This window comes from Leptothoe sp. LEGE 181152 (assembly GCF_032906605.1).
GTDB lineage: Bacteria > Cyanobacteriota > Cyanobacteriia > Phormidesmidales > Phormidesmidaceae > Leptothoe > Leptothoe turfae.
In genome coordinates this window covers 209,721-233,690 of record NZ_JASATU010000032.1, presented here as the reverse complement: position 1 = coordinate 233,690, position 23,970 = coordinate 209,721, and the positions used below count along the sequence as shown (strand labels likewise).

Here is a 23,970-nt window from a genome sequence, read left to right as displayed (position 1 = left end):
CCACTAAACAGCTAGGCCACTAATGTATGATTGCGACTAAACCACATGCGGCGACCAGCAGCCGTCAGGTTTTCAACGCAGATTTCTGCCAGGCACACTAACTCATCCCCTTGACTATGATCTGGATTGGCTTGCTCAAAAAACTGGATATGGGGATCTGAGCACCGTTCTGGTGGCACGGTTCCCAGAATAGGAGAGAGCTTTTGGGGCTGTGTAAACCGTACAATCCCAGATACTGGGTCATAGGTGTTGCCAAATTGTTGTCGAGCGAGATTGTCCATTAACTGCTGCATGGGTTCTGGTGTGGGCTGATCATAGCGAGGATAAAATGTTTTCCAGAATGTGGGTAGGAGGCGGTAGGTGCGAAAGCCGGATGAAATCAGTAACCAAAAAAGACGTTTGTCAGGGTGACGCAGCTGATTGATAGCCTGAATCCAGGCTCGGGGTAAGGTGGCACTACTCCAAGCCGTAGGATCAACAATCGTGTCCCCAGAATAAACAACACTTAAAGGCTCCCCATTTACGATCACATCGTAAAGTCGTAGGGTGGAAAATCCTTTTAATTGCTCCATGGTGTCTTTGATCAATAAAACCCAATTTTTATGGGCCAAATCCGTTGAAAATATGTCTGGTGTCACACCACTAAAATGGTGCTTGAGTAGACGATACATGGCTGCACGGTCGTCCGTCTTTAATTTTTGAATAGAAACCAGTTGGGAATGCATCATGGTTTGGAACTCAGGTGATTGCGTTACTCCCATTGGTGTAGTTAACGGGTGGTCTAGCCAACGGGATTAGCAAAGTTCTGCTGAGTGAAAACTTTGCTGTGTCTGTTTGAATTTAGCCTGATCTATTTGTGAATAGGCAATGAGGCTAATGAATGCATACCGTAGAGTGTGTGGTACTACGTAACGATGCGTAGTGAGGCGAAGTTATAGGCGATGTCACCCACAAGGTTCCTTATTTGGCAAAATTTGTGGTTAATCGGGCAAAAAGAATTATCTGTCATAAAGGTTTAATGAAATCAATCAAAATGCCCCGTACTCTTTCTGAGGGCTCGTTAGCTTAAGAATACTTTTGTCCCCTGTTTAATAATCCTATGTCGTCACAGCCATCTGTTCAGACGGGCCAACCATCGCAGCAACCATCCAAGCCACGTAGTAAGGGCAAAGCGATCGCAAGACTAATTTTGCTTGCACTTTTAGCGATGGGCACATGGGTGACCCTGTTCACCACCGGGGTGGTTACCTTGGGTGGGGTTCCCTACTCGATATTGATAAAAGTGTGGCGAACTCCAGCCACCCGCGCTGCTCTGTTGCGCAGAGATTCGTACGCATTACATGACCTGATGGATAACATGGGCATTGAAGCCGAAATCAAGAGGTACTACAGCAAGCGTATTAAAGACCCGGTGGAGTTAGACCAGCATATTCATCAAATCCTCTACGACCGGACCCGTTACGTGGGGGAGAACTATGTGGTGGTGAGAGGCAAGCTCATACCGAAAAGCTATGACATGGTTGAAGAATTGTATGAATGTCCCGAATGTTAGATTCCAGGGTTAGATTCAGGGATAATTATGCAGCAATCCATATCAAGGTGACTTAATCTGAGGAAAATCCTGGAGGATTAGCCGAAAATTACCTTTTTATAAAAGTTTCATAAATTCACCTACGGGTACTTAGTGCTTTTTCGAACGACTCGCTAGGTTAAGTACATTCCACATTACTTTCCTGTTTCCCGTCATGTACTCACTTCGGTCTGTCCAGGCTCGCCAAAAGTCCAATAAAACCATGGGCAAGGTGATTGTTGCGGGAGCCGTCGGTACGCTCATGGCTGTCGGTACATGGGTTGTGTTATTTACAACCGGGGTGGTGACCTTAGGCGGGGTTCCTTACACCATCCTCCTGAAAGTGTGGCAAAATCCGGCGGCACGCTCTGCACTCTTAGGTGGCGAGGAAACCGAACTCCATAATTTAATGGGTAGTTTGGGCATTGAATACGACATCAAAGAGTACTATCGCGATCGCATCCAGGACCCCGTTAAATTAGATCAGCATATTCACCAGATCCTCTTTGACCGCACAGGCTATGTTGGGGAAAACTACACCGTTAGGGGCCGCACCCTGGTCCTAAAAGATCCTAGCAAGCTTGAAGAGTTACGGAATTGCCCTAATTGTTAGTTAGTGAATTGGTTAGCTGGTTAATCTAAGATTTTATCGTCGCAGTAGTTTGGCCTTCAATTGATCAAACAGCAGTTTTGCTTCAGGTATCCCTAGAAGCATAGCGGCAGCAGCAAATATCCCTAAACTGACTGCTCCAGCTACACATAAGACCACTAAATTTACGAGAAAACCTTCAGTACCCAGCCAGGTTTCTAAACCCAAGCGACTTAACCAGGCAGCAGCCCCTGACACACCACTGCTGAGCAGCAGCAAACCTAAGGGCTGAGCCCACTCAAGCCAGGGCAGCCCGTTGATTTTGCGAGATAGCAGTATCAACAGTGCCACCATGGATACTAAGTTGACGCCTACGGTGGCTAACACCAAGCCGGGGGCTCCGTATCGGCTAATTAAAATAAAGTCCAGTAGAGCATTCAGCCCAATGTTGAACAGACTGATGCGAAAGGGTGTATCGCCATCGCCGAGGGCATAGAACACCCGCACCAAAACATCTCGCCCCAGATAGACAAACATGCCGACACCGTAGGCAATGAGTACTGATGTGACCAATTGGGACGCGTTTTTATCAAAAGCCCCCCGCTCATACACCACCCGCACCATGGGTAAGGCTAAGGTGATGAACAGGGCACTTAAGGGCAGCATGGTCAATGCTGTCAGCAATAATCCCTGACGGATGCGTTGTTTTAGTTCATCCCAGTGAATGGGGTCCGCTAACCGGGCAAAAATCGGTAAAAAGGGCACCAAAATAACATTGGAAATAATCCCTAGGGGAGTTTGCACCAGGAGATTGGCGTAGTCTAGCGCCGCAATGGTACCGGGTAAAGCCGCCGCAAAAAACAGATCCACCTGTACATTGATCTGCATCATGCCCGATGAAAAGGTAGCTGGTCCCAGGACATTGAGCACATCTTTAACGGCTGGATCCTGGGTATTAAATCGCAGCCGCAGTCGGCCCAGGCCCTGTTTCCAGAGCACCGGTACCTGGACTAACCACTGGAGCACTGCGCCGACCAGCGTGCCGATGGCCAGGGCCGCACCGCCCACGAGGGCATAGCCAGGTTCCGAAATTTTGTCCCCCAGGGTGAACAAAACAACCCCCAAAGAGACAATCACGGCACTGCTAGAAAACAGGGGACTAATGGACGGTAGCCAATAGTGATCAGCCGCATTCAGGGTGCCAAAACCAATGCCGATGAGTCCGGCAAACATGGCCATGGGGGCCATAATGCGGAGCTGCAAAATGGCAATATCTCGGGTGATGGCACCCGCCTCTACGTTTTCGCTCAGCCGATTCCCCAATATGCCAATAATGGATGGGGCAAAGATAACAATGGCCAGGGTGACAAACAACAGGCCGATCCCGACTAAGGTTGTAATGGTTTCTACCAGCGGAGCGATTTCACTCTTTTTACGATTAGCGACGCCTCGCACAATAGCGCTGTGGAAGGGGCCATTAATGCCCCCCAACAACACCAATAAAAAACCAGGGATAGCGTAGGCTAGACCATAGGCATCGGCCACGGGTCCGACAGCAAATGTGGCAGCAATGGCCTGGGTTCTGACTAAGCCAAAGACTTTGCTAATTAATGTTGCGATCGCAACAATGCCGGCAATACCAGCTAAAGAACGTTTTGTCACTGGACCCTCAACATTGAATACTCAACTATGGCGTGTTGTGGAGCCAAGTACAAATTGATCAGTGACAATAGCTGACCCAATTTTATGACGACTACGTTTCAAGCCCTGTATAAAAGATAATCAAATCTGTACTAAAGAACAAAACTGTAGTGAAGACAAAAACCACCCTGCCCTTCTGCCAGTTTGCATTCCAAGAATTTCACAGGAATTAGAGATTAACAAGTTTTGCACCACAGTTCAATACGTAATTTTACGGGGGCTGACCGTTGAACAGCAGAAATTCGATAGAGGCTCTGGGGGCCTAAATTTTCGAAAAAGCGACCTGGGCGGTCTTTAGGGTGGTTTACCCCCCTACACTGAACTCATCTATTATTTGTTGTTGAACCTTATTTCTGATGAGTCCCATCCAGGTCCATACCTTTCCCCCCCTATTAGAAGGCAGGCTAATCAAGCGCTATAAGCGGTTTATGGCCGATATTGAACTGGCGTCAGGAGACATTGTTACGGCCCATTGCCCCAACACAGGCCCGATGACGGGGGTTTGTCACGTCAATGGTCGGGTCATGGTGTCCCAGAGTGATAATCCCAAACGCAAGCTTGCTTACACCTGGGAGCTAGCGGAGGTCAATGACAATGGGCCTGTTTGGGCGGGTGTGAATACGGCGTTACCGAATCGTGTGATTCAAACGGCCCTTAACGAACGCATTTTTGACCAACTGGGTGCTTACGACACGATTAAGCGGGAAGTCCCCTACGGCACCAAAAGTCGAATTGATTTTTTACTCACCACTGACGACCGACCGATATACATCGAAGTCAAAAACTCCACCTGGGCTCAGGGGCAGCTTTGCCTGTTTCCCGACACAGTGACTACCCGAGGGCAAAAACACCTACGAGAACTCACCGCACTATTGCCGGAATCCCGAGCCGTGATGCTGTACTTCATCAACCGAGGCGACTGTGATCAGTTTGCCCCTGGTGATAGTGCAGACCCTGACTATGGTCAGCTGTTGAGGGATGCGATCGCAGCAGGTGTGGAGGTATTACCATGCCGATTTGATATTTCTCCAACCGGTATCGACTACATCGGATTGGCTGAACTAGTGCTATAGCGCAAAACATTTCAAAACATTTAAATATGCCGCAAATGGAATGCATATGAACTTTTTTAGAGATTGTGCGTAGATGTTATGTGCTTTTTGATACGAATTTTCCGTGGCAATGGCTACCTTTTTGCAAAGAAATTGATTCTTATCTTTTGGCAAACTTTTCCCCACGGAATCCACAAGTTTTCCACAGGTAGGCGGGGGTTTTCCACAAGTTTTCCACAGGTTAGAACGAAAGATAAACCTGTAGCTCCAGTTCTGGGGATAGCAACGTGAATCTAATGATTATGAGAAAGAGTCGATTTAAGACAAAGTAATGTTAAGAAAAAAGCTGAAAACCCTATTGACTTCGTTCTTTTAAAAATAGTAATTGTGAGATGCTCAATCATATTGACGTTGACAATGCCTCTCGCCATTAGCAAAATTATTTGACCACCACCGGGTTATCACGGTCCCAACGACATGCGATTTTGACGTTCACAGTGTTTTCAATGGGATTGATGATTTCTTGCTGCCCTCCTGCAGTTACATTCCGTGCATTCTCAGGACGGACGTGCTGCAACTATTGAGGTTTTCCCATCCATGAAAATTACTGTTAGTATCCTGGCGGAGATTCCTGAAGAACTCCATGAATCCTTAAAGGGCTATTTGGAGAATCATCCTGCATGGGATCAAGATCGGGTATTTTCGGCAGCGCTGTCGTTATTCCTTCTGCAAAACGGTGACAGCGATCGTCGAACGTCCAAAGTTTATCTAGATACTCTGTTCAATTACGCTGCCTAAGAAGGGGTATTAGGGTGAATGGGGCCTACTGATTTAAGAGAGTTGTCTAACTCCAACGATTAACAAACAATAGAGCTATTTTCCTTTGTCAGTGAGGTGTTTTATCGCATTTACCTTCCTGATAAAGGGAAATAGGTTGATCGATGTCAACAACTCGAATTCAGAGGTATTAGACGATCTAGCTGCACTCTTCTGGAATGATAATTCTCGGAGTAGAAGGCTCTTCAGCCCTTATGGCCTAAGAGTTTTGGGTATATTAGTATCATGCAATAGTTTTTAGCTCTATCCATGGCTGAGCCCTCTGCCTACCCCAGTTCGCGTCCTTTAACTAGCCAATCTGCCCAAGAATTACAACAGGTTTTTCAGCAGATTACTCACCACAGTTGTCCCCATCACTACAACTTTCATATGCATACCCATTGCTCCGATGGGAAGCTTAGTCCTGGTGAGCTGATGGAGCAAGCTATTAGTCTTCAACTTAAGGGATTTTCCATTACGGACCACCATACGATTCAAGGCTATAAACAAGCCTGTCAATGGTTGGAAAATTGGCGTTGGAAGCACCCGTCAACTTGGTCGGCCAGTCATCAGGCAAAACTACCCAGGCTTTGGTGTGGTGTTGAAATTACATCTAGCTTGCTGGATGTGGATGTCCATATTCTGGGCTATGCGTTTAATCCAGAACATGCAGCCTTCAAGCATTATTTGCAAGGGGGATCTCCCAGCGGGAATGACCGGGATGCCGCAGTCGTCATCCGGGCAATTCAAGCGGCTGGAGGGGTTGCTGTTTTGGCCCATCCAGTGCGATACCGCCGCCCCCCTGAAGAGCTGATTCCAGCCGCCGCCGCCTTGGGCATTGATGGTGTGGAAACGTATTATGCCTACGACCACCCGCCTGAATGGCGACCGACACCCAAAAAAACAGAACGTGTGCAAGGGCTGGCAGATACCTATGATCTGCTTAGTACCTGTGGCACGGATAGTCATGGGATGACACTGACGCGTCGAGTTTAAGCATAGCGGTTCTATTATTCCGTTGCCCCAGGACTCTGCTCGTTACTATCTGGTGGTTCGTTAGGACTATTATCTGGTGCGGTAGAATCTGGTTCGCTGTTTCGTACGATTTCTAAGAGTTCTTCGGCACTTTTGCAAGCCTCAGCGTCGTAGTTGACGATGAGCTCAAAGGGATAGCGAGTGGCTTGTTCCGTAGCCGGAAATTCGCTATTCATCAGGGTGTCTATGGCTACCTGGTTAAGGTAGTCGTAGCCTGTGCTACGTAAGACTTTCGGATTGCTGGGGGTGCCGTCTGGAGCTACTAAAATACCCACTTCGCCATTGGTGGGAGGATTTTGAGCACACAGGTTAAAACTGGCATCAAGGTTTAGTTCTCCGATTTCTGCGGTTTCCACAGCTCCATCCATAGCGCTGTCAGTTTGCGCTTCCCATGCTTCGTAATTGTCTGCTATTTCTTCTGGAGTGGTGCTTTCAGCATCATAATTAAACTTCGCCTGTAGCCGCTCCAGTTGTGTGGGCTCGTCTGTGGCTTCTGGATTAGCCGCTACCTCTGTATTCTCGGTATCCTCAGATATTACTTCCTGGTCAGACTGTTCAGGCAGCTCAGGCAGTCCTTCATTGGCTTCAGTTTGCTCCGCTGCGGCCTGTTCAGCTTGCTGTTGTTCCAGTTCGAGTTCTCTCGCTAACGTGTCCTGGTCTGTATCGATCTCGGGCACCACACTGGGCGGTGGTGCTGGAATGGTAATCGTCGTCGTTTTGCGATCGCGACTTTGACCCGATTGTGTAGGCGTATCTCGAATGGAAATATTGGGCCGTGGAATGTAGGGATTCTGGAAAGGGCGGTTGCGCCTCAGGGTATTGGGTGAGCTGAGGGATGGATTCGTTGTGCGATTGCTGCTGGAGCGATTAAAAATATTTGGCCGCGTAAAAATATTAGAACGGTTAAGGGAACTTGCATTGGGCAAGTTATTGATGGAAGGGCGCGAATTAATATCAGGAATGGCCGGTAGTCGTGAACGATTGAAATCAGGCAGTCGGCCCTGCTCCGCCGGAGATAGGGTTACCAGAGGGACAGTGCGAGGTGCATCTGCCACCTCTTCTTCACTAAAGGCGGCGAAGGATGCTGAGGAAAAACGAGGCATAGCCGCAAACAGCACACCATGGAAGCTCAGGGAGGCAATCGCAGCCACACCGTAGGGACTGGTGACGAGTTCCTTGAGTTTACGCAGAGTGGTTTTGACCAAAGATGGGCGCTGGGGAGATAGCTCAGGAGAGTTAGACATGGCACGTTGAGAGCACTATTCCCAAGTGCAATGGGGCACTTGGCTAATCAGTAAGAAAAAGTCAGGAATCTAATAGATCTGCACTGGGTCTGAATACTGGGATCAGCATAGACAATTTAGGGAAAAAGTGTGGCATGGGTGGCCAGTTGCGATCGCTCTTATGGTGTTTGCACGCCGCCTGAAGGTTTATCCTGCGTTTCCCCAGCATCAGCCACGTTGGTGGCACTAGACTGCTGATCTAGAGAAGGCGCAGGTGCTGCAGAGGGGGGCAGGGTATCCGTCACCAAACGTCCGGTACGTTTACCGCCAGATAAGCGTCTCAGGAGTTGGGGCGTCGGATCGTGCATTAGGTAGGTAACCGTATCTCCTGGTTGCCAGGTCCCTTGCCCTAAAACCACATCTAGCTTGCCATTGCGCTGCACGGTAATAGGCAGCAAATCACCACTGGTAATCAATTTGTTCAGTTGCTCGCGCTGTTTTTCAAAATCCTCATTTTGCAGTTGGGTGGTTTTTAATTCAGCGGCGTCATCTTTTAAATATGTATTCCAGGTTTTGATGGCAAGAGGTGTCGGCCTAACCTTACTCCCTTTGCCATTGGCTTTTGGTTCCGTTTCCTTGTCGCTGCGGGGCAATACCGCCAAAACACGGGGGGGCTGAAATTCTTCAGCGGCTCTTTCGGCCACCACCGAATTCACTTCTCCATTGGTCGTTAGGGCTAAAAAGGTACCAATGGAACTGAGCCCTGCTTCATCCAGCAGTTCGGCGTCCAAAGCACTGCTCAAATAAACCCGGAGGCCATCTTGTTTGGCCAGCTCGCACGCCTCTTCATCGGTATCAAACATGACGACTGATTCCCCCTGCTGGTTAAATAATCGCCCGACCAAACGACCCACAGGGTTACACCCTACGATCACTACACCAGTGGCATCGGCTTGGGTAATGCCTAGAAATTTTGCCACACTACGGGCCGTCAGTCCTTGGATAAAGACAGTCATGATGATGGTCAGAAATACCAAGGCTTTAATGGAATCACCACCGTTGATGCCCCGATCGGTGAGCAAAATTGCAAACAAGGAAGCAACTGAGGCCGATACGATGCCGCGGGGGGCAATCCAACTGAGGAAAATCTTTTGCCGCCAGTTGAGATCACTATTGAGGGTACAGGCATAAATATTGAGGGGGCGTACCAACAGCATCAGTGCCAAAACTGTGAATACTGAGCCCACACCTAAAGCAAACACACTGTCAATGGACAGGTCTGCGGCCAGCAAAATAAATAAAACCGAAACAGAAAAGACGGTTAGCTGGCCCTTAAATCTGCGTAATAGCCGTTCATCTGGCACCGATAACGCCCGTAAGACTAGACCAGCGGTGACGGCGGCCATTAATCCAGATTCGCTGCGCACTTCTTGGGCCAGGCCAAACAGACCCCATACGCTAGCCAGCACCACCAGGTTACGCAATTCTTCTGACAAAAAATCGGCGCGTTTGAGAAACTGCCCTAGCAAAGCACCGCCCACACCGCCAATGACAGCACCAATACTGAGCCGCTGGGCCAATCCACCCACAATGAACCCCACATCGGTGTCACCGTTGAGCAAAATATCAAGGACGACGACGGCTAAAATGGCCCCCACCGGATCAATCAGTACGCCCTCGCCTTCTAAGATAGTGGCAACTTTTTTCTCCACCTGCACCTGACGTAGCAAAGGGGTGATTACCGTTGGCCCCGTAACCACCACCAGCGAACCATACAAAAAAGCCAGGGGCCAGGGGAATTCACCAAACCAGTGGGCTGCCATGCCACCCCCCAGCAAGGTAATAAACGTACCGATGGTAATTAAATTACGTAGACTGCCAGATACCTGGCCCAGTTCTTTGAGTTCTAAATTGAGGCCACCCTCAAATAAAATCAGCGCAACACACAGAGAGACAATAACTTCTAACCCTGACCCCAGCACCTTAGGGTCAATGATCTGCAATGTGTCAGGCCCTAAAAGCACCCCGAAACTGAGTAGAAAAATAATGCTCGGTAACCGCAAATATTCAGCGACAACCTGGGCTGTGATACCAGCTAGGACCGCTAATACAATTTGCAGAGTGATATCAAACGGGGTTGCCATTGGCTAGATTTAAAAGGGGGGCCCCATGGATGGGGCCTAAATAATAAAATGTCACTATGGGCAGGCTGATGGAGTAACGGTGATAGCTTGTATCAGCCCAGAAAAGCATTCAAATCCTTAATCTAACATCTAACGTGTGAGGGAAACGGTCAGAATATAGCTGGCCTCCCAGTGTATAAGCGTTACTGGCCAAAAAAAAGGGTGGACCAAGGCCACCCAAATCACAGGAGTTATAAGGAGATACGACAATCCGACCGCCGGTAACATACCAAGGTCGAATGCCATGTTGGGTAGCAATTTTTAGCATACGAAAACTGTAGACAATCTACGGGAATTCGTTGCTAAAAATTGCTACCCACGCATATATCTTAATGGGAGTTTTTTGAAAACGGTAAGTTTATGGAGAAAGCTGTAAGATTTTTTTTTCAATAGATAGTATTGATCGTAAATAAAATTACAACCTGTATCAACTCTAAAATCGATCTTAACAATCAGTCGCATTCCTGAAAGTAGTGGCTATTTTGGGAATAGGAAGAATGTAGTCGACCGCTGCAATGCCTAAGGTTCTTGAGCTGGTTAGAATGAAGCTCACAAGGCTTGGCTTAGGTGCCACAAGGCTTGGCTTAGGTGCCACAAGGCTTGGCTTAGGTGCATTTATAGACAAAGGTCTCGCATTAACTCCAGTTCTTAACGCCCCTTCTTTTCACACTAGTGTTGCGCTATCGCCAGTTTTTTAAGGATCGAGCCCTGCGCTCCCAAAAGCTAGTTCAAAAGATAGATTTGAGCGAGGTCTACCCCTGCCCGACCTGCCGCCATCGAGGCACGATTAAGGAGATCACTCTGACTGAAGCGTTTGGTTGCGATCGCTGTCAGCAAATCTATGTGATTCGAGATGGTGGCTTCGGTCTAGAACAGCTATCAGGAGCCCATCCATATCGTCGCCTATGGCGTTGGACAGGTCATCAATGGAAGCAATATAGCCAGTTACCTGCATCTAGTTGGCTAGGGTTGCTGGTAATCATAGCTATATTGCTGGCTATCTCAGGATTTTGGCTGCTCCTGTCCACATCATTTAGGATTTTGGCTGTATTACTAGCCGGTTTAGCGGGCGGCGCTATTTTGACATCACGCCGTTGATGGTAGCCGGTTGCCTGAGCGGCGCTATTTTGACATCACGCCGTTGATGGTAGCCGGTTGCCTAAGCTAACTCAATAAAGCCGCCTGTACATCTTCTTGCTTGGGTATTTTGACCTTGGTGGCCAGCCCCAACTTAGAGAGCAGTTGAATCGTCATCCAGGTGACATCAATTTCCCACCACTTAAGGCCATGGCGAGCTGAGAACTGGAAAGCATGATGGTTATTGTGCCAGCCTTCTCCGTAGGTGACGACAGCCACCCACCAGCAGTTGGTGGAGTAGTCGTTGGATTCGAAGGTTTTATAGCCAAACTTGTGGGTGGCGCTGTTGACAAACCAGGTGCAGTGGTAAACCGCAACGAGACGTACAAAAATGCCCCACAGGACAAAAGACCAACCACCGATGACATACAGCAGCAAACCCAAAGCAACCTGCATTAGCAAAAAGTAATTTTCGCAGAACAGATAGAACGGATCCCTAGCAATATCTTTAGTCAGCCGGGGAACGTCACCATCAGCGGGCACTTCATAGAAAATCCAGCCCATGTGGCTCCACCAGAAGCCCTTGGTAGAGCTATGGTGGTCAACCGGCTGGTCAGAATGGGCATGGTGATGCCGATGCAGGCCAATCCACTCAATGGGACCATGCTGACAAGCTAGACTGCCGCAGAAGACAAAAAAATACTCCAGCCACTTAGGTACCGTAAAACTACGGTGGGCCACCAGACGATGCCACCCTAAGGTAATTCCTAAACAACCTGTCACCCAATGTAAAAAGAGCGCTACCGCTATAGCGCTCCAACTAAAGTTTGAAGGTAAGAATGCCAATAGGGCAATGCTGTGTACAGCGACCATAAAGATCGCTGTAGGCCAATTAATAGGAGGTTTTGGAACGTTTGCAACAGTCATGTAAAAATCTCAGCGTTAACGTAGGGGCCAACTTGCGTCACAATTAGAGCCCGCGTCATTAGCCCAGGAAAGCGAGTGAATAGCCTGAAGACACTGCAGCCGACAGAGCAAGCACTATTTTCGATTTTTTATGCAATTGACTCCCAGGTCAAGAAAAATGTTGCTCGAATCTTGGCAGCGTTTCGACAACATAAGGTGGGAACGCACCATTTCTCAGGGGTTTCAGGGTATGGTCATGATGATTTGGGACGGCAAACTCTAGATCAAGTGTTTGCTACTGTGGTTGAGGCGGAAGCCGCAGCTGTCAGGGTGCAGTTTGTCTCCGGAACCCATGCCATTACCTGTGCCCTTTTTGGGGTGCTGCGACCTGGTGATGAACTCCTGGCGGTTACTGGCGCTCCCTATGACACCTTGGAAGAAGTCATCGGTGTGCGAGGCAATGGCCAGGGGTCACTCAAGGATTTTGGTATTAGCTACCGGCAGATGCCCCTCACCTCTGAGGGAGGTATTGATTGGTCTGGTTTGGCCACAGCGATTCGTCCCAATACCAAAATGGTGTTGATTCAGCGGTCGTGCGGCTATAGCTGGCGCAGCAGCCTGACTGTCGACGAAATTGGTCAAATTGTCCGGGCGGTCAAAGCCCAAAACCCTGACACCGTTTGTTTGGTCGATAACTGCTATGGCGAGTTTGTAGAGACCCGTGAACCCACGGCAGTAGGAGCAGATCTGATGGCGGGTTCGCTGATCAAAAACCCCGGCGGTACAATTGTGACCACAGGGGGATATGTAGCTGGACGCGCTGACCTGGTGGAAGCCGCCACCTGTCGGCTCACTTCGCCAGGCATTGGTAGCTCTGGTGGGTCTACGCTGAATCAAAATCGATTGCTTTTCCAGGGGCTTTTTCTAGCACCGCAAATGGTGGGTGAGGCCTTAAAGGGCAATTACCTATTGGCCCACACATTTAGTCAGCTAGGCTATGCCGTGAATCCAGCGGTCGATGCGCCTCAGCGGGATGTGATTCAAGCGATACGTTTGGAAGACCCCGATAAACTGGTGGCTTTTTGCAGAGCAATTCAGCAGCATTCCCCCGTGGAAGCCTATGTGGAGCCGGTACCTGCTGGCATGCCGGGATATGATAGTCAGTTAGTGATGGCCGGTGGTACCTTCATTGATGGCAGTACTTCGGAGCTTTCAGCCGATGGACCTTTGCGCGAACCCTATGTGGTTTATTGCCAGGGAGGCACCCATTGGACCCATGTTGCGATCGCAGCCGAAGCCGCCGCCGCCGCCATCGGCCCTGCCACTTAACCTGCCAATTCAATTGTTACAATAGCTACACATAGTTACCCATCAGTACTCACCAGCGCCCCCATGATTACCGTTGCACTACCGAAGGGCTCATTGCTCAAAGACACTATCCGGATGCTGCAAGGGGCCGGGTTAGACTTCAGTGGATTTTTAGACAGCAGCAACCGCCAGTTGCAAATTCTTGAAAGCAGCGGTCGCGCCAAAGGCCTATTGGTAAGAGCTCAGGATGTTCCGGTCTATGTCGAATACGGTCAGGCTCAGCTCGGTATCGTTGGCTATGACGTGCTCTACGAAAAAGAGCCCAATGTAGCTCAGCTCGCTGATTTAGGCTTTGGCGGCTGTCGTTTTTCTGTGGCGGTTAAGCAAGATGGTCCCTATCGTTCTGCCCTGGACCTGCCCCCCCACTGCCGCGTTGCCTCCAAATTTGTCAATAGCGCCCGTCGCTACTTCCAAAGCATTGACTTGCCCGTTGAAATTATCCCTCTGTATGGTTCCGTAGAATTAGGCCCCATCACCGGCATGTCCGAAGCAATTGTGGACTTGGTTTCCACAGGACGTACGCTAAAAGAGAACAACCTGATGGAGTTGGAAGTTCTGTTTGAAAGCACGGCTCGGTTGGTGGCCCATCCTTTGAGCTATCGTCTGAATGTGGATAATTTGAGCGAGTATGTTGATTTGATTCGACAGCAATTGACGGTGGCGGCTTAAGTGCTGCTGTTTTTTGACCGTTGTTTGTAGGGGCGCACCGATGTGTGCCCTTCTTCCCTTCTTTCTCACCCCAATGGTTTCTCCTTCCGTCACAACTCCCCGCAAGGGTTCAACTTACGATTGGCAACTTTTCCAGCGCCTTCTCCCCTATATTCTTCGGGAGAAAAGGCACCTAGTTTTACCCCTGCTTTTACTGGTTCCACTGGCCTTTGCTCAGGCATTTCAGCCAGTACTAATTGGTCAAGCGATTTCGCTCGTTGGCCAAGAATCTGGAGCCTGGAGCTTTTTAACAGAGCGGTCTCTGCAAGAAGGATTAAATATCCTGATTGTGCTGTTGCTGTTATGCATAGGCACCCGACTAGCCCTGGATGGCTGGCAGAGTTTTTTGGTGCAGAAGGTGGGGCAGGACATCACCCGCAATATTCGTAATGACATGTTTCACCATGTCATGGCCCTATCGATGCGATTTTTTGATCGCACGCCTGTGGGGCGGCTGATCACCCGTTTGACTAGCGATGTCAATGCCTTGGGAGATGTGTTTTCCACCGGGGCAATCGGCATCTTTAGCGACATGTTTTCGATCGTGGTGTCGGTGGTGCTCATGTTGCTGATCGACTGGCGCTTGGGCTTGATGCTGATGTTGTTGCTGGTGCCTGTGACAGCCATTATTATTTATTTTCAGCAACAGTATCGCAAAGCCAATTATCAGGCCCGTGAGGAGCTGTCGGCACTGAATTCAAATTTACAGGAGAATATTGCCGGCATTGAAGTAGTTCAGCTATTCCGGCGTGAGAATTTTAATGCCAATCTGTTTCGAACTACCAATGAACGTTACATGCTGGCGGTGGATCGCACCATCTTTTACGATTCGGCGGTATCAGCCACATTGGAATGGATCGCGTTGGTTGCGATCGCCAGTGTTCTTGGTTTTGGTGGTTGGCTAGTGCTGGGCGAGAACATGGAAATCGGCACCCTAACCACGTTTATCCTGTTTGCCCAGCGGTTATTCGAACCACTGCGTCAGTTTGCCGATAAATTCACCGCCATTCAAGCTGGATTTACTGCGGTTGAGCGTTTGAACGATTTGTTAGATGAACCGATCGACATTAAAGATAGTGATGATCCGGCAGTGTTGCCCGAACCCACTGACGAGAACGATAATGTCTTACCCGGTGAGATTCGCTTTAACCATGTGAACTTTGGTTATAAGGCCGATGAATATGTTTTACGTGATTTAGATTTCACCATTCGCCCCGGTGAGAAAGTGGCATTGGTCGGGCCAACAGGAGCCGGAAAAAGTTCAATTATTCGCTTGCTTTGTCGCCTGTATGAAGTCAACGATGGCCAAATTTTGCTCGATGGCGTTGATATTCGTGACCTGGCCCAGAGCGATTTGCGCCAGCGCATGGCCATCATTTTGCAAGATGGATTTATCTTCTCTGGAGACGTAAGTAGCAATATCACCTTGGGTGAAGAATACACTCCGGCGCAGATTCGCTATGCCGCCGAATCCACCAATGTGGCCAGCTTTATCGAACAATTACCCCAAGGCTATGACACCCTGTTACGAGAGCGAGGCACTAATCTTTCCGGTGGTGAAAAACAGCTATTGGCCTTTGCCCGTGCAGCGATCCGGAACCCTGGCATTCTGGTGTTGGATGAGGCAACCGCAAACCTGGATGTGGGCACAGAGGCGAAGATTCAGTCGGCCTTAAATACGCTATTGGAGAACCGAACAGCAATAATAATTGCCCACCGCCTATCTACAATTCGCAATGTGGACCGCATTTTAGTGTTGAAACAAGGGCATCTGGCAGAACAGGGTAGCCACGATGAACTATTAGCCGCAGATGGTCTCTATGCAAGTTTGTATAAGTTACAAATGTTGGGCCAATAAGTGCCCTGGTATTGCAAGGCATCCATCTCCCTTGCCCAGTTTACTCTTCGCAACTGTCGACGATTGCCGTTAGCGAATACTCCCCACCCCAATAGCCATAGGTGCCAACATACCAAAGACCACTGCTCAAGGCTGGCCGAGTTTGACTGTGCACGGTAATCGTTTCGTCACTACCATTTAACCAGGGACGAAAGTCATATCTACCCAGGGTGGGTTTGTCGTCTTTCCTCACATACAGGTCCACATCACCCGCTGCTGCTTCGGTGCCGAGCATTTGCAACTCCAGTTGAGCTGTCCCATCAGGTACATCAATATAATAATGTTGCCATTCGCCGTTGCTAACTCTGCCTGTGATTGGTTGGCAGCTTATCAGTGGAGGCGCGATACCGGTCTCTTCAGCAATCACAAAGTCTCTGATGACGGCCATATGTTGCATGTTGCGGGCACCGCTGTCGTTGCGACGAACAGGTGCGACATCTGATAGGGGAGAATAAACACGGCTGTCAAAAACTAGACCATTAGAAAATGTATTCTCTCCAATGGTGACGGGCACTTCATATTCTTGCAAATCAACATCGGCAAAAACCCAATCATAGGGACGACGACGGCTTGAATTAGTATCGCCATCCCCATTTTGATCCACGGGATAGGGAGGGCGAGTATTGACCACCGTTCCTAGAGTTCGCAATGCGGTTTCTGTGATATTACGAGTATTTAGATCTCCACCAATGACCAATAAGTCTTCGTTAGGCACATTATCTTCAACAAACTCGATTAAAGCATTGGCTTGAATATTGCGTGTATTTGCACTCCGGGTGAGAAAGTGAACGCTGATGGCCCATAGATCTTGGTCCCCCGGCAGATCAATCTTGGCCCAGGCAAAGTCACGGTTGCTGACGGCGGGGTCATCCCATTCCCCCGAATCAAGGATGGGATAGCGGCTGATGACACCGTTGGGGATTTGGGCATCGTCTTCTCTGTAATAAGAGAACTCGTCTCCAAAGGTGCTTTTAACCCAGGCTGTAATGTCGCTATCAGAGTTATTGCCAATGTTAAATTCTTGGATTAAAACAATGTCGGGTGTTAATCCTTGAAAGATGCGAGTACCTTCGCCTGGATCGTACGATTGGCGATTGCCACTGCTCGTGTTGGCAGCCATAATGCGCAGGGTGGTTTGGGAGACCGCTGGTTTTGCCATCAGCATAGCCAGGACCAAGGCAAGTAATGATAAAGACGATACACGCTGAGTTATGGGGGGCACTATGGTAGTTTCCTCAATGGAGAATACTTGTGTTGTAACTAGTCTGTAGGTAGTGTGCCCTGAGCCTATCAACTTTATTTGTATTGTGGGTGTTTTGTAATGACCCTATGGACTCCGGATATGTATACCAAGGCGTGGAATTTTGCGGCAGATGCCCATAGGGGGCAGCGGGTACCGGGGACGGAACGACCGTACATTAACCATTTGGGAAATGTGGCCATGGAGGTGATGCGGGCCATTGCGGCGACACCGACGGTGCAGCAGCCGGATTTAGCGGTGCAGTGTGCACTGTTACACGACACGATTGAGGATACGACGGTGACCTATGGGGTGATTGCGGCTGAGTTTGGGCCAGACGTGGCGGCTGGGGTGTTAGCCTTGAGTAAGGATTCTGCGCTGCCGAAGGAGGCGCAGATGGCAGATAGTTTGCAGCGGATTCGGCAGCAACCTGAGGCGGTATGGATGGTGAAACTGGCGGATCGCATTAGTAATTTGCAGAAACCGCCGAAGCATTGGGGAGTGGAAAAGATTCGGCAGTATGGAGTTGAGGCAGAGATGATTTTGGAGGCGTTGGGGGAGGCGAATGCGTGGTTGGCGCAACGGTTGGCAGAGAAGATTGTTGCCTATGGGGTGTATGGTGCGATGTGAAGGAAAATGCTACCCGTGGGTGCTAAGTTTATAACTAGGCTTGTATAAGCTGTTGCTTAGCTGTAGTTCTAAATTGATTTTAGGCTTCATGATATGCCAGTATCCCAAGCTACTAGAAGACGGATTGTCTTTCTGGTCTTCATTGCCCTAGTCCTCGGATTTTATCGGTTTCGCTGGGGAATACTTGGCCTCGTCAATATTGGGCCACTCTCCCAGTCGTGTGAAAACATAGAAGTGCTCAATACCTATTTGAGCACTGGTGGAAGTCCCTCAGCTTATCTAGGTCGTACACCATTAATTATGTGTGCGACAGAAAAGGAAAACTATGAAGTCGTGTCTAAGCTGATTGACTTAGGAGTTAATGTCGATGCTGGCAAAAAACGTCCATATGTACCGATTATTATGGATTCGAGTACTGGAACAACAGCCTTGGATGTGTCAGTCAGAGCGGGAAATTTTGAAATCACAAAGTTGTTGTTTGAGAATGGAGCAAATGTGAACTGGGCAGACAATGTATCTGCTTCACCTCTCAATCTTACAATCGTATACAATCGACCCGAGTTTTTAACATTGTTTTTGGAGAATGAAAATACTATCTATGAGTTTGATGAAAGTCGAATTGTTGGCGCAGCCCTTGACGGAGATCTGGCGATATTCAGGGTTCTATTTGAAAAAGGCGTTCATCTGGAAAGGATCTATGAGTCTGCATTAGCAGGTGCGGCATCTAAAAATCATATACAACTCGTCAACTTTCTATATGAGCAAGGCATTTCTGTTGATGCAAAAAATAGTCGAACAGGACAAACTGCACTTCACCTCCCTGCTAAATTAAATCACGTCAAGATGGTTGAGTTCCTGATCGATGTTAAAGCCGATATTAATGTCAGAGATAATAGAGGAAATACACCACTGCATTATGCAGCTATGTCAAATCATGATGAGGTTGCAAAAATATTAGTTGACAATGGTGCAGACACAAATCTTGAAAACAAAAAGGGCAAAACGCCTCTTGAAGTCTCAATCGAGAATGATAGTTGGGCCTGCGAAACCCAACACCCCGCCAATTGTTCTCGCGATCATTAACCGATGAATTGAGATTGCATGTATCTCAACCATTGGCAAATTACCGACACACAGAAATTGCAAATTTTATATATTCCCTCCAAATCACGCATATCGCCGAGACCCGTAGGTTGGCGTTGAGCCTGCGAAACCCAACACCCCGCCAATTGTCCTCGCGATCGCAATTTACCAATGAACAATTGCGATCGAATAAATGTACACCATTCATTCCTAAAGGTTGGCATTGGGAGATTTCGGCAAGTCGGGTTTCATAAATTCAACCCGACCTACTGTTTGAAATCTTCGTTACGTCACCACAATAACTATTTCTAGCTGAGCTAGCCAGGACAGCAGTTGCACTCATCTGTTTTTCCTGAACTAGAGCTGATGACGGATGATATTTTCCAGGCGGCTGAATTGTAGAGGTTAATGTAAACAAAACTATCCGTTTGCAACAAAGCAGCAGAAAATACAAACAAAACTTTAGCTAGTGAACACAATGGGAAGTAGGCACTCGCACAATCGGAGGTCAACCCCATGGTCGTCCAAGGTACACCCACCACACCCACCGCTGCTCCTGCCTACGAAACTACCACCCAAACCATTGCCAAAGAGCTGCTGGCTCAAACCCAAGAGCGCCAGGGTTGGCTCGGGCAAATTCGCGATCGCATCCAACTCCACGACCAGCTACTCGGCTTCGCCATGGCCAATCCTGGCCTGCGCGTTCAATTATTTCGCCTGATCGACTGCCTCCCGGCCCTCTCCGATAAAACCGAAATCGCCCGTCATATGGATGATTATCTAGGGCAAGACATCGTTGAGCTACCCGCCCCCCTCAAAGCGCTGCTCAACTTTACCCAACCCGATTCAGTGCCTGGTCATCTGGCGGCCACCACCTTCTCCACAACAGTTGCCACACTGGCCAAAAAATATATTGCAGGCGAAACGATCGACCAAGTTTTTAAGAGTTTAAAGCACCTTAAAAAACAAAATCTCACCTTTACCCTCGATCTATTGGGTGAAGCTGTTATTACTGAAACAGAAGCCGAAGATTATCTCAATCGTTATTTGTTGTTAATGGAACAATTGGCTACACGCTTTCCTACTCAGCCGGTGTCCCTTGAGCGAAGTCGAAGGGAACGCCTACCCAACGCTCAAGTTTCAGTCAAGCTAACGGCCTTTTATTCCCAATTTGATCCTCTAGACCCCATCGGCACCCAAACTAAGGTTAGCGAACGTGTCCGCAAATTGTTGCGGAAAGCTGGGGAGTTAGGTATCGCTGTCCATTTTGACATGGAACAATATGTCTACAAAGATCTTACCCTGGCAATTCTGAAAGATGTGTTGATGGAAGATGAATTTCGTCAGCGTAGCGATATTGGAATGACCCAACAGGCTTATTTAAGAGACAGTTATCAAGACTTGAAAGAGATTCTTCAGTGGGTGGCTGAGCGCGGTACTCCCCTCACCGTCAGGCTTGTTAAAGGGGCCTATTGGGACCAGGAGATGATCAAGGCTATCCAGCATGGCTGGGCACCGCCGGTTTATCGTCATAAAGTTTCGACCGATGCCAATTTTGAACGGATGACTCAGCTACTGTTGGAAAATCATCAGGTAGTGTACGCCGCGATTGGTAGCCATAATGTGCGATCGCAAGCCCATGCCATGGCCATTGCCGATGCCCTGCAAATTCCCAAACGCTGCATTGAGCTGCAAGTTCTTTATGGCATGGCCGATAAGCTTGCTGTTGCTCTAGCCAAGCGCGACTATCGTGTCCGTGTCTATTGCCCCTACGGTAAACTCATCCCTGGCATGGCCTACCTGATTCGTCGCCTGCTGGAGAACACCGCCAATACCTCATTCCTGCGGCAAAGGTTAGACGCAACACCGATAGAAGATCTCCTGGCTAAACCCACCTTTGCCGAAGTCGATGTGCAACCTGCTGACCCTGTCCCTGTGGAACAATTTGCCAATGCTCCCGATACTGACTATGCGCAGCGATTGGCCAGACAAACGGCCCAGCAGGCACTAACTCAGGTTCGTAATCAGTTGGGCCAAACCCATTGGTCTTGGGTGAATGGGCAATACCTACCAACGGAAATCCTGGTGCCGTCGGTGAACCCTTCGAATCCTGTCGAGATTGTGGGGCAGATTGGCTTGCTGGATACGAACCAGGCGGATATGGCTGTTGCCGCTGCTAAGGCTGCCGTTGCCAGCTGGCGACATACCCCAGTTTCAGAACGAATCGCCTGTCTGCATCGTGCAGGTGAATTGATGGCAGCTCGCCGTGCAGAATTGGTTGCCTGGATTGTTTTAGAGGTCGGTAAACCGTTGCGAGAGGCGGATGCGGAAGTGTCAGAAGCGATCGATTTCTGTCATTATTATGCTGATGAGATGGAGCGGCTGGAGCAGGGAAAAGCAGCTGATCTGCCTGGGGAGACAAATCGATATCGCTATTTCCCAAGGGGGATTGCGCTGGTAATTTCGCCGTGGAATTTTCCGCTTGCGATCGCAACTGGCATGACCGTTGCTGCCCTTGTCACTGGTAATTGCACCTTGCTCAAACCTGCTGAAAATTCCGCAATTATTGCTGCTAAACTGGCTGAGATTTTAATCGCAGCCGGTTTCCCTCCAGGTGTTTTCCAACTGTTATTTGCTAAAGGTTCGACCGTAGGGGCCCATCTCGTTCAACATCCCGACATTCACCTGATTGCATTTACGGGGTCCAGGGAGGTGGGTTGTCGTATTTATGCAGATGCTGCTCAGCTGAAACCTGGCCAGCATCACCTCAAACGAGTCATTGCTGAAATGGGGGGCAAAAACGCCATTATTGTCGATTCTAGTGCCGACCTGGATCAAGCGGTGCAAGGTGTGGTGCAGTCTGCCTTTGGCTACAGTGGTCAAAAATGTTCTGCTTGCTCACGGGTGATTGTTTTAGAGACTATCTATGAGACATTTGTTCAGCGTCTGGTCGAGGCTACTCGTTCTCTTAATGTAGGAGCCGCAGATTATCCTGACACTAAGGTGGGTCCGGTGATTGATGCCGTATCCCAACAACGAATTCAGAAATTTATTGAGATTGGTAGAAAAGAGGGTAGTTTGGCTCTCTCAATCGAACCTCCCGATTTTGGTTACTTTATTGGTCCTACTATTTTTATTAATGTTTCTCCCGATGCGCAGATTGCTCAACAAGAAATCTTCGGCCCTGTCGTTGCTGTTATCTCGGCGAAAACGTTTGAAGAAGGGTTGACTATTGCTAACAATACTGACTACGCCCTCACGGGGGGGCTCTATTCTCGTACTCCTGCCCATATAGAACAAGCTCAAACTACTTTTGATGTTGGTAATCTCTATATTAATCGAGGGATTACGGGTGCCATTGTTGCTCGCCAGCCTTTTGGTGGTTTTAAGCTCTCTGGTGTTGGTTCAAAAGCTGGTGGTGCTGATTATCTTCTTCAATTTTTGGAGCCTCGCGTAGTGACAGAAAATATTCAACGTCAAGGCTTTGCTCCGATTGATGGGTTTGATTAGTGTTCTTTGCGGGTGAAAAAATATAAAACAAGTACCCCTATACAGAGTGGTTCAATCACAATAGTCTTCTAACTTAATGACATAGTAACTCTGTGCCCTTCCAAAAAATCAATCAATCGAGGTGCCCAATAGATAGTTTCTCTTAATTCAGAATACTCATGTCCGCTACATAGACACTATGGATGCAGCAACCATCAATCCCTTGTTAAGAAACAGGTCGCTTACCCCGCTTCTGTAGTAGCGTTATTGACTGAAGTCTTAAACGCCCTACCGCAATGACAACTAACTGGTCCAGCCTGTTACAGCAGCTCATTGATAAGCACTCCCTCTCAGTCGATCAAGCTGAATCACTGATGCAAGGATGGTTGACAGAATCGATTGATCCGATCATGTCCGGAGCGATCCTGGCGGCCTTACAATCCAAGGGCTTCTCCGCTAATGAACTAGCGGGTATGGCCCATGTCTTACAAGGGCAGTCCCTAGGTGGCATGGAGGCCGATGATTCGTTGCCCACACCCCGCATCGATACCTGTGGCACTGGTGGAGATGGTGCCTCTACATTTAATATTTCCACCGCCGTGACGTTTGTGGCCGCTGCTGCCGGTATCCCAGTGGTAAAGCATGGTAATCGCTCAGCATCTAGCAAGGTGGGCTCGGCTGATGTGCTGGAAGGTTTAGGTGTAGACCTTAGTACATCCCCTGAAAAAGCTAAAGCAGCGGTTAAGGAAGTGGGGGTGACATTCCTGTTTGCCCGTGGTTGGCACCCAGCAATGAAGGCCGTTGCGCCCCTTCGCGGTACGTTGAAAATTCGCACGGTTTTTAACTTGCTGGGGCCATTGGTTAACCCCTTGCGGCCTACGGGACAGGTCATTGGTGTATTCGACCCAGCGGTCATTTCTACCATGGCCGAAGCGTTGAACCAGTTAGGGATGGGGCAAGCCATGGTGCTCCATGGTCGCGAGGGTTTGGATGAAGCTGGATTGGGGGATGCAACGGATGTGGCTGTCTTAGCCAATGGTCAGGTGACTACTCAGGTGATCGATCCAAAACGTTTGGGGTTAGCCCATGCTGATATTGGTGCTCTGCGGGGTGGTGAACTAGAAGAAAACATGACCATCCTGCGTAATGTACTTCAGGGTAAAGGTACCCAGGCTCAGCAGGAAGCTGTGGCCCTAAATGCCTCTCTGGCCTTGCAAGTGGGGGAAGTGGTGACAGGTGATACCTTTGAAGCTGCCTGCGCTCAAGGTGTTATCAAAGCAAAAGAGATTATTGCCAGCGGTGCCGCTTGGGACAAGTTAGAGCAACTAGTCGCTTTCTTGAAAAATTAAAAACAACAACGTGAGAATAATTACTCATAAATCTTAGGGTGGGCTATGCCCACC

19 protein-coding genes are annotated in these 23,970 nt (G+C 48.8%); 13 read left to right on the top strand and 6 right to left on the bottom strand.

Features of this window, described 5'->3' with window-relative positions; all coding sequences use genetic code 11:
- Positions 1-11 precede the first annotated feature (11 nt).
- The gene (locus QGP82_RS18230; RefSeq protein WP_499060585.1) at positions 12-728 is read right to left on the bottom strand and encodes a hypothetical protein; all 717 of its coding nucleotides are present in this window, start codon (positions 726-728) and stop codon (positions 12-14) included.
- A 371-nt stretch (positions 729-1,099) separates the two neighbouring features.
- Here QGP82_RS18230 and QGP82_RS18225 point away from each other — a divergent pair, with 371 nt between their 5' ends.
- Both QGP82_RS18225 and QGP82_RS18220 read left to right on the top strand, forming a co-directional pair.
- On the top strand, positions 1,100-1,552 hold the full coding sequence (locus tag QGP82_RS18225; protein ID WP_163662924.1) for a hypothetical protein: 453 nt from the start codon (positions 1,100-1,102) through the stop codon (positions 1,550-1,552).
- 193 nt (positions 1,553-1,745) lie between these two features.
- Positions 1,746-2,183 (top strand): hypothetical protein, encoded by a 438-nt coding sequence (locus tag QGP82_RS18220; RefSeq protein ID WP_163662921.1) that lies wholly within the window; start codon positions 1,746-1,748, stop codon positions 2,181-2,183.
- Between the two features lie 33 nt (positions 2,184-2,216).
- On the opposite strand, the gene murJ is transcribed toward QGP82_RS18220, so the two are convergent.
- Entirely contained in the window at positions 2,217-3,821 is a 1,605-nt protein-coding gene (murJ, locus tag QGP82_RS18215) for a murein biosynthesis integral membrane protein MurJ (RefSeq protein ID WP_163662918.1), read from the bottom strand.
- 395 nt (positions 3,822-4,216) lie between these two features.
- Here murJ and sfsA point away from each other — a divergent pair, with 395 nt between their 5' ends.
- From sfsA to QGP82_RS18200, 3 genes are all read left to right on the top strand, one after another.
- Positions 4,217-4,933, top strand: coding sequence for a DNA/RNA nuclease SfsA (gene sfsA, locus QGP82_RS18210; protein WP_499060584.1), 717 nt, complete (start codon positions 4,217-4,219; stop codon positions 4,931-4,933).
- 576 nt (positions 4,934-5,509) lie between these two features.
- Positions 5,510-5,710: a DUF2811 domain-containing protein gene (locus tag QGP82_RS18205; RefSeq protein WP_006516492.1), complete on the top strand. Its 201-nt coding sequence runs from the start codon at positions 5,510-5,512 to the stop codon at positions 5,708-5,710.
- A gap of 288 nt (positions 5,711-5,998) precedes the next feature.
- On the top strand, positions 5,999-6,724 hold the full coding sequence (locus QGP82_RS18200) for a PHP domain-containing protein (protein ID WP_163697139.1): 726 nt from the start codon (positions 5,999-6,001) through the stop codon (positions 6,722-6,724).
- A gap of 14 nt (positions 6,725-6,738) precedes the next feature.
- Here QGP82_RS18200 and QGP82_RS18195 read toward each other — a convergent pair whose 3' ends face one another.
- Both QGP82_RS18195 and QGP82_RS18190 read right to left on the bottom strand, forming a co-directional pair.
- On the bottom strand, positions 6,739-8,007 hold the full coding sequence (locus QGP82_RS18195; RefSeq protein ID WP_499060582.1) for an energy transducer TonB: 1,269 nt from the start codon (positions 8,005-8,007) through the stop codon (positions 6,739-6,741).
- A gap of 158 nt (positions 8,008-8,165) precedes the next feature.
- On the bottom strand, positions 8,166-10,130 hold the full coding sequence (locus QGP82_RS18190; RefSeq protein ID WP_163662907.1) for a cation:proton antiporter: 1,965 nt from the start codon (positions 10,128-10,130) through the stop codon (positions 8,166-8,168).
- Between the two features lie 711 nt (positions 10,131-10,841).
- On the opposite strand from QGP82_RS18190, the gene QGP82_RS18185 reads away from it, so the two are divergent.
- Positions 10,842-11,267: a hypothetical protein gene (locus QGP82_RS18185; protein ID WP_163662905.1), complete on the top strand. Its 426-nt coding sequence runs from the start codon at positions 10,842-10,844 to the stop codon at positions 11,265-11,267.
- A gap of 66 nt (positions 11,268-11,333) precedes the next feature.
- Here the strand turns inward: QGP82_RS18185 and QGP82_RS18180 are convergent, their stop codons facing one another.
- On the bottom strand, positions 11,334-12,173 hold the full coding sequence (locus QGP82_RS18180) for an acyl-CoA desaturase (RefSeq protein ID WP_163662902.1): 840 nt from the start codon (positions 12,171-12,173) through the stop codon (positions 11,334-11,336).
- 75 nt (positions 12,174-12,248) lie between these two features.
- On the opposite strand from QGP82_RS18180, the gene QGP82_RS18175 reads away from it, so the two are divergent.
- From QGP82_RS18175 to QGP82_RS18165, 3 genes are all read left to right on the top strand, one after another.
- Positions 12,249-13,481 (top strand): methionine gamma-lyase family protein, encoded by a 1,233-nt coding sequence (locus QGP82_RS18175; protein ID WP_499060580.1) that lies wholly within the window; start codon positions 12,249-12,251, stop codon positions 13,479-13,481.
- Positions 13,482-13,544: 63 nt separating this feature from the next.
- Entirely contained in the window at positions 13,545-14,189 is a 645-nt protein-coding gene (hisG, locus tag QGP82_RS18170) for an ATP phosphoribosyltransferase (RefSeq protein ID WP_163662897.1), read from the top strand.
- Positions 14,190-14,262: 73 nt separating this feature from the next.
- Positions 14,263-16,086 (top strand): ABC transporter ATP-binding protein, encoded by a 1,824-nt coding sequence (locus QGP82_RS18165; protein WP_499060579.1) that lies wholly within the window; start codon positions 14,263-14,265, stop codon positions 16,084-16,086.
- 40 nt (positions 16,087-16,126) lie between these two features.
- Here the strand turns inward: QGP82_RS18165 and QGP82_RS18160 are convergent, their stop codons facing one another.
- Positions 16,127-17,347: a pre-peptidase C-terminal domain-containing protein gene (locus tag QGP82_RS18160; protein WP_499060578.1), complete on the bottom strand. Its 1,221-nt coding sequence runs from the start codon at positions 17,345-17,347 to the stop codon at positions 16,127-16,129.
- Between the two features lie 99 nt (positions 17,348-17,446).
- Here QGP82_RS18160 and QGP82_RS18155 point away from each other — a divergent pair, with 99 nt between their 5' ends.
- From QGP82_RS18155 to trpD, 4 genes are all read left to right on the top strand, one after another.
- On the top strand, positions 17,447-17,995 hold the full coding sequence (locus tag QGP82_RS18155) for an HD domain-containing protein (protein ID WP_499060577.1): 549 nt from the start codon (positions 17,447-17,449) through the stop codon (positions 17,993-17,995).
- A 93-nt stretch (positions 17,996-18,088) separates the two neighbouring features.
- On the top strand, positions 18,089-19,078 hold the full coding sequence (locus tag QGP82_RS18150; protein ID WP_499060576.1) for an ankyrin repeat domain-containing protein: 990 nt from the start codon (positions 18,089-18,091) through the stop codon (positions 19,076-19,078).
- Between the two features lie 516 nt (positions 19,079-19,594).
- Complete coding sequence (pruA, locus tag QGP82_RS18145) at positions 19,595-22,588, top strand: L-glutamate gamma-semialdehyde dehydrogenase (protein ID WP_499060575.1); 2,994 nt, start codon at positions 19,595-19,597, stop codon at positions 22,586-22,588.
- A 275-nt stretch (positions 22,589-22,863) separates the two neighbouring features.
- On the top strand, positions 22,864-23,916 hold the full coding sequence (gene trpD, locus QGP82_RS18140; protein ID WP_499060574.1) for an anthranilate phosphoribosyltransferase: 1,053 nt from the start codon (positions 22,864-22,866) through the stop codon (positions 23,914-23,916).
- Positions 23,917-23,970: the final 54 nt, after the last annotated feature.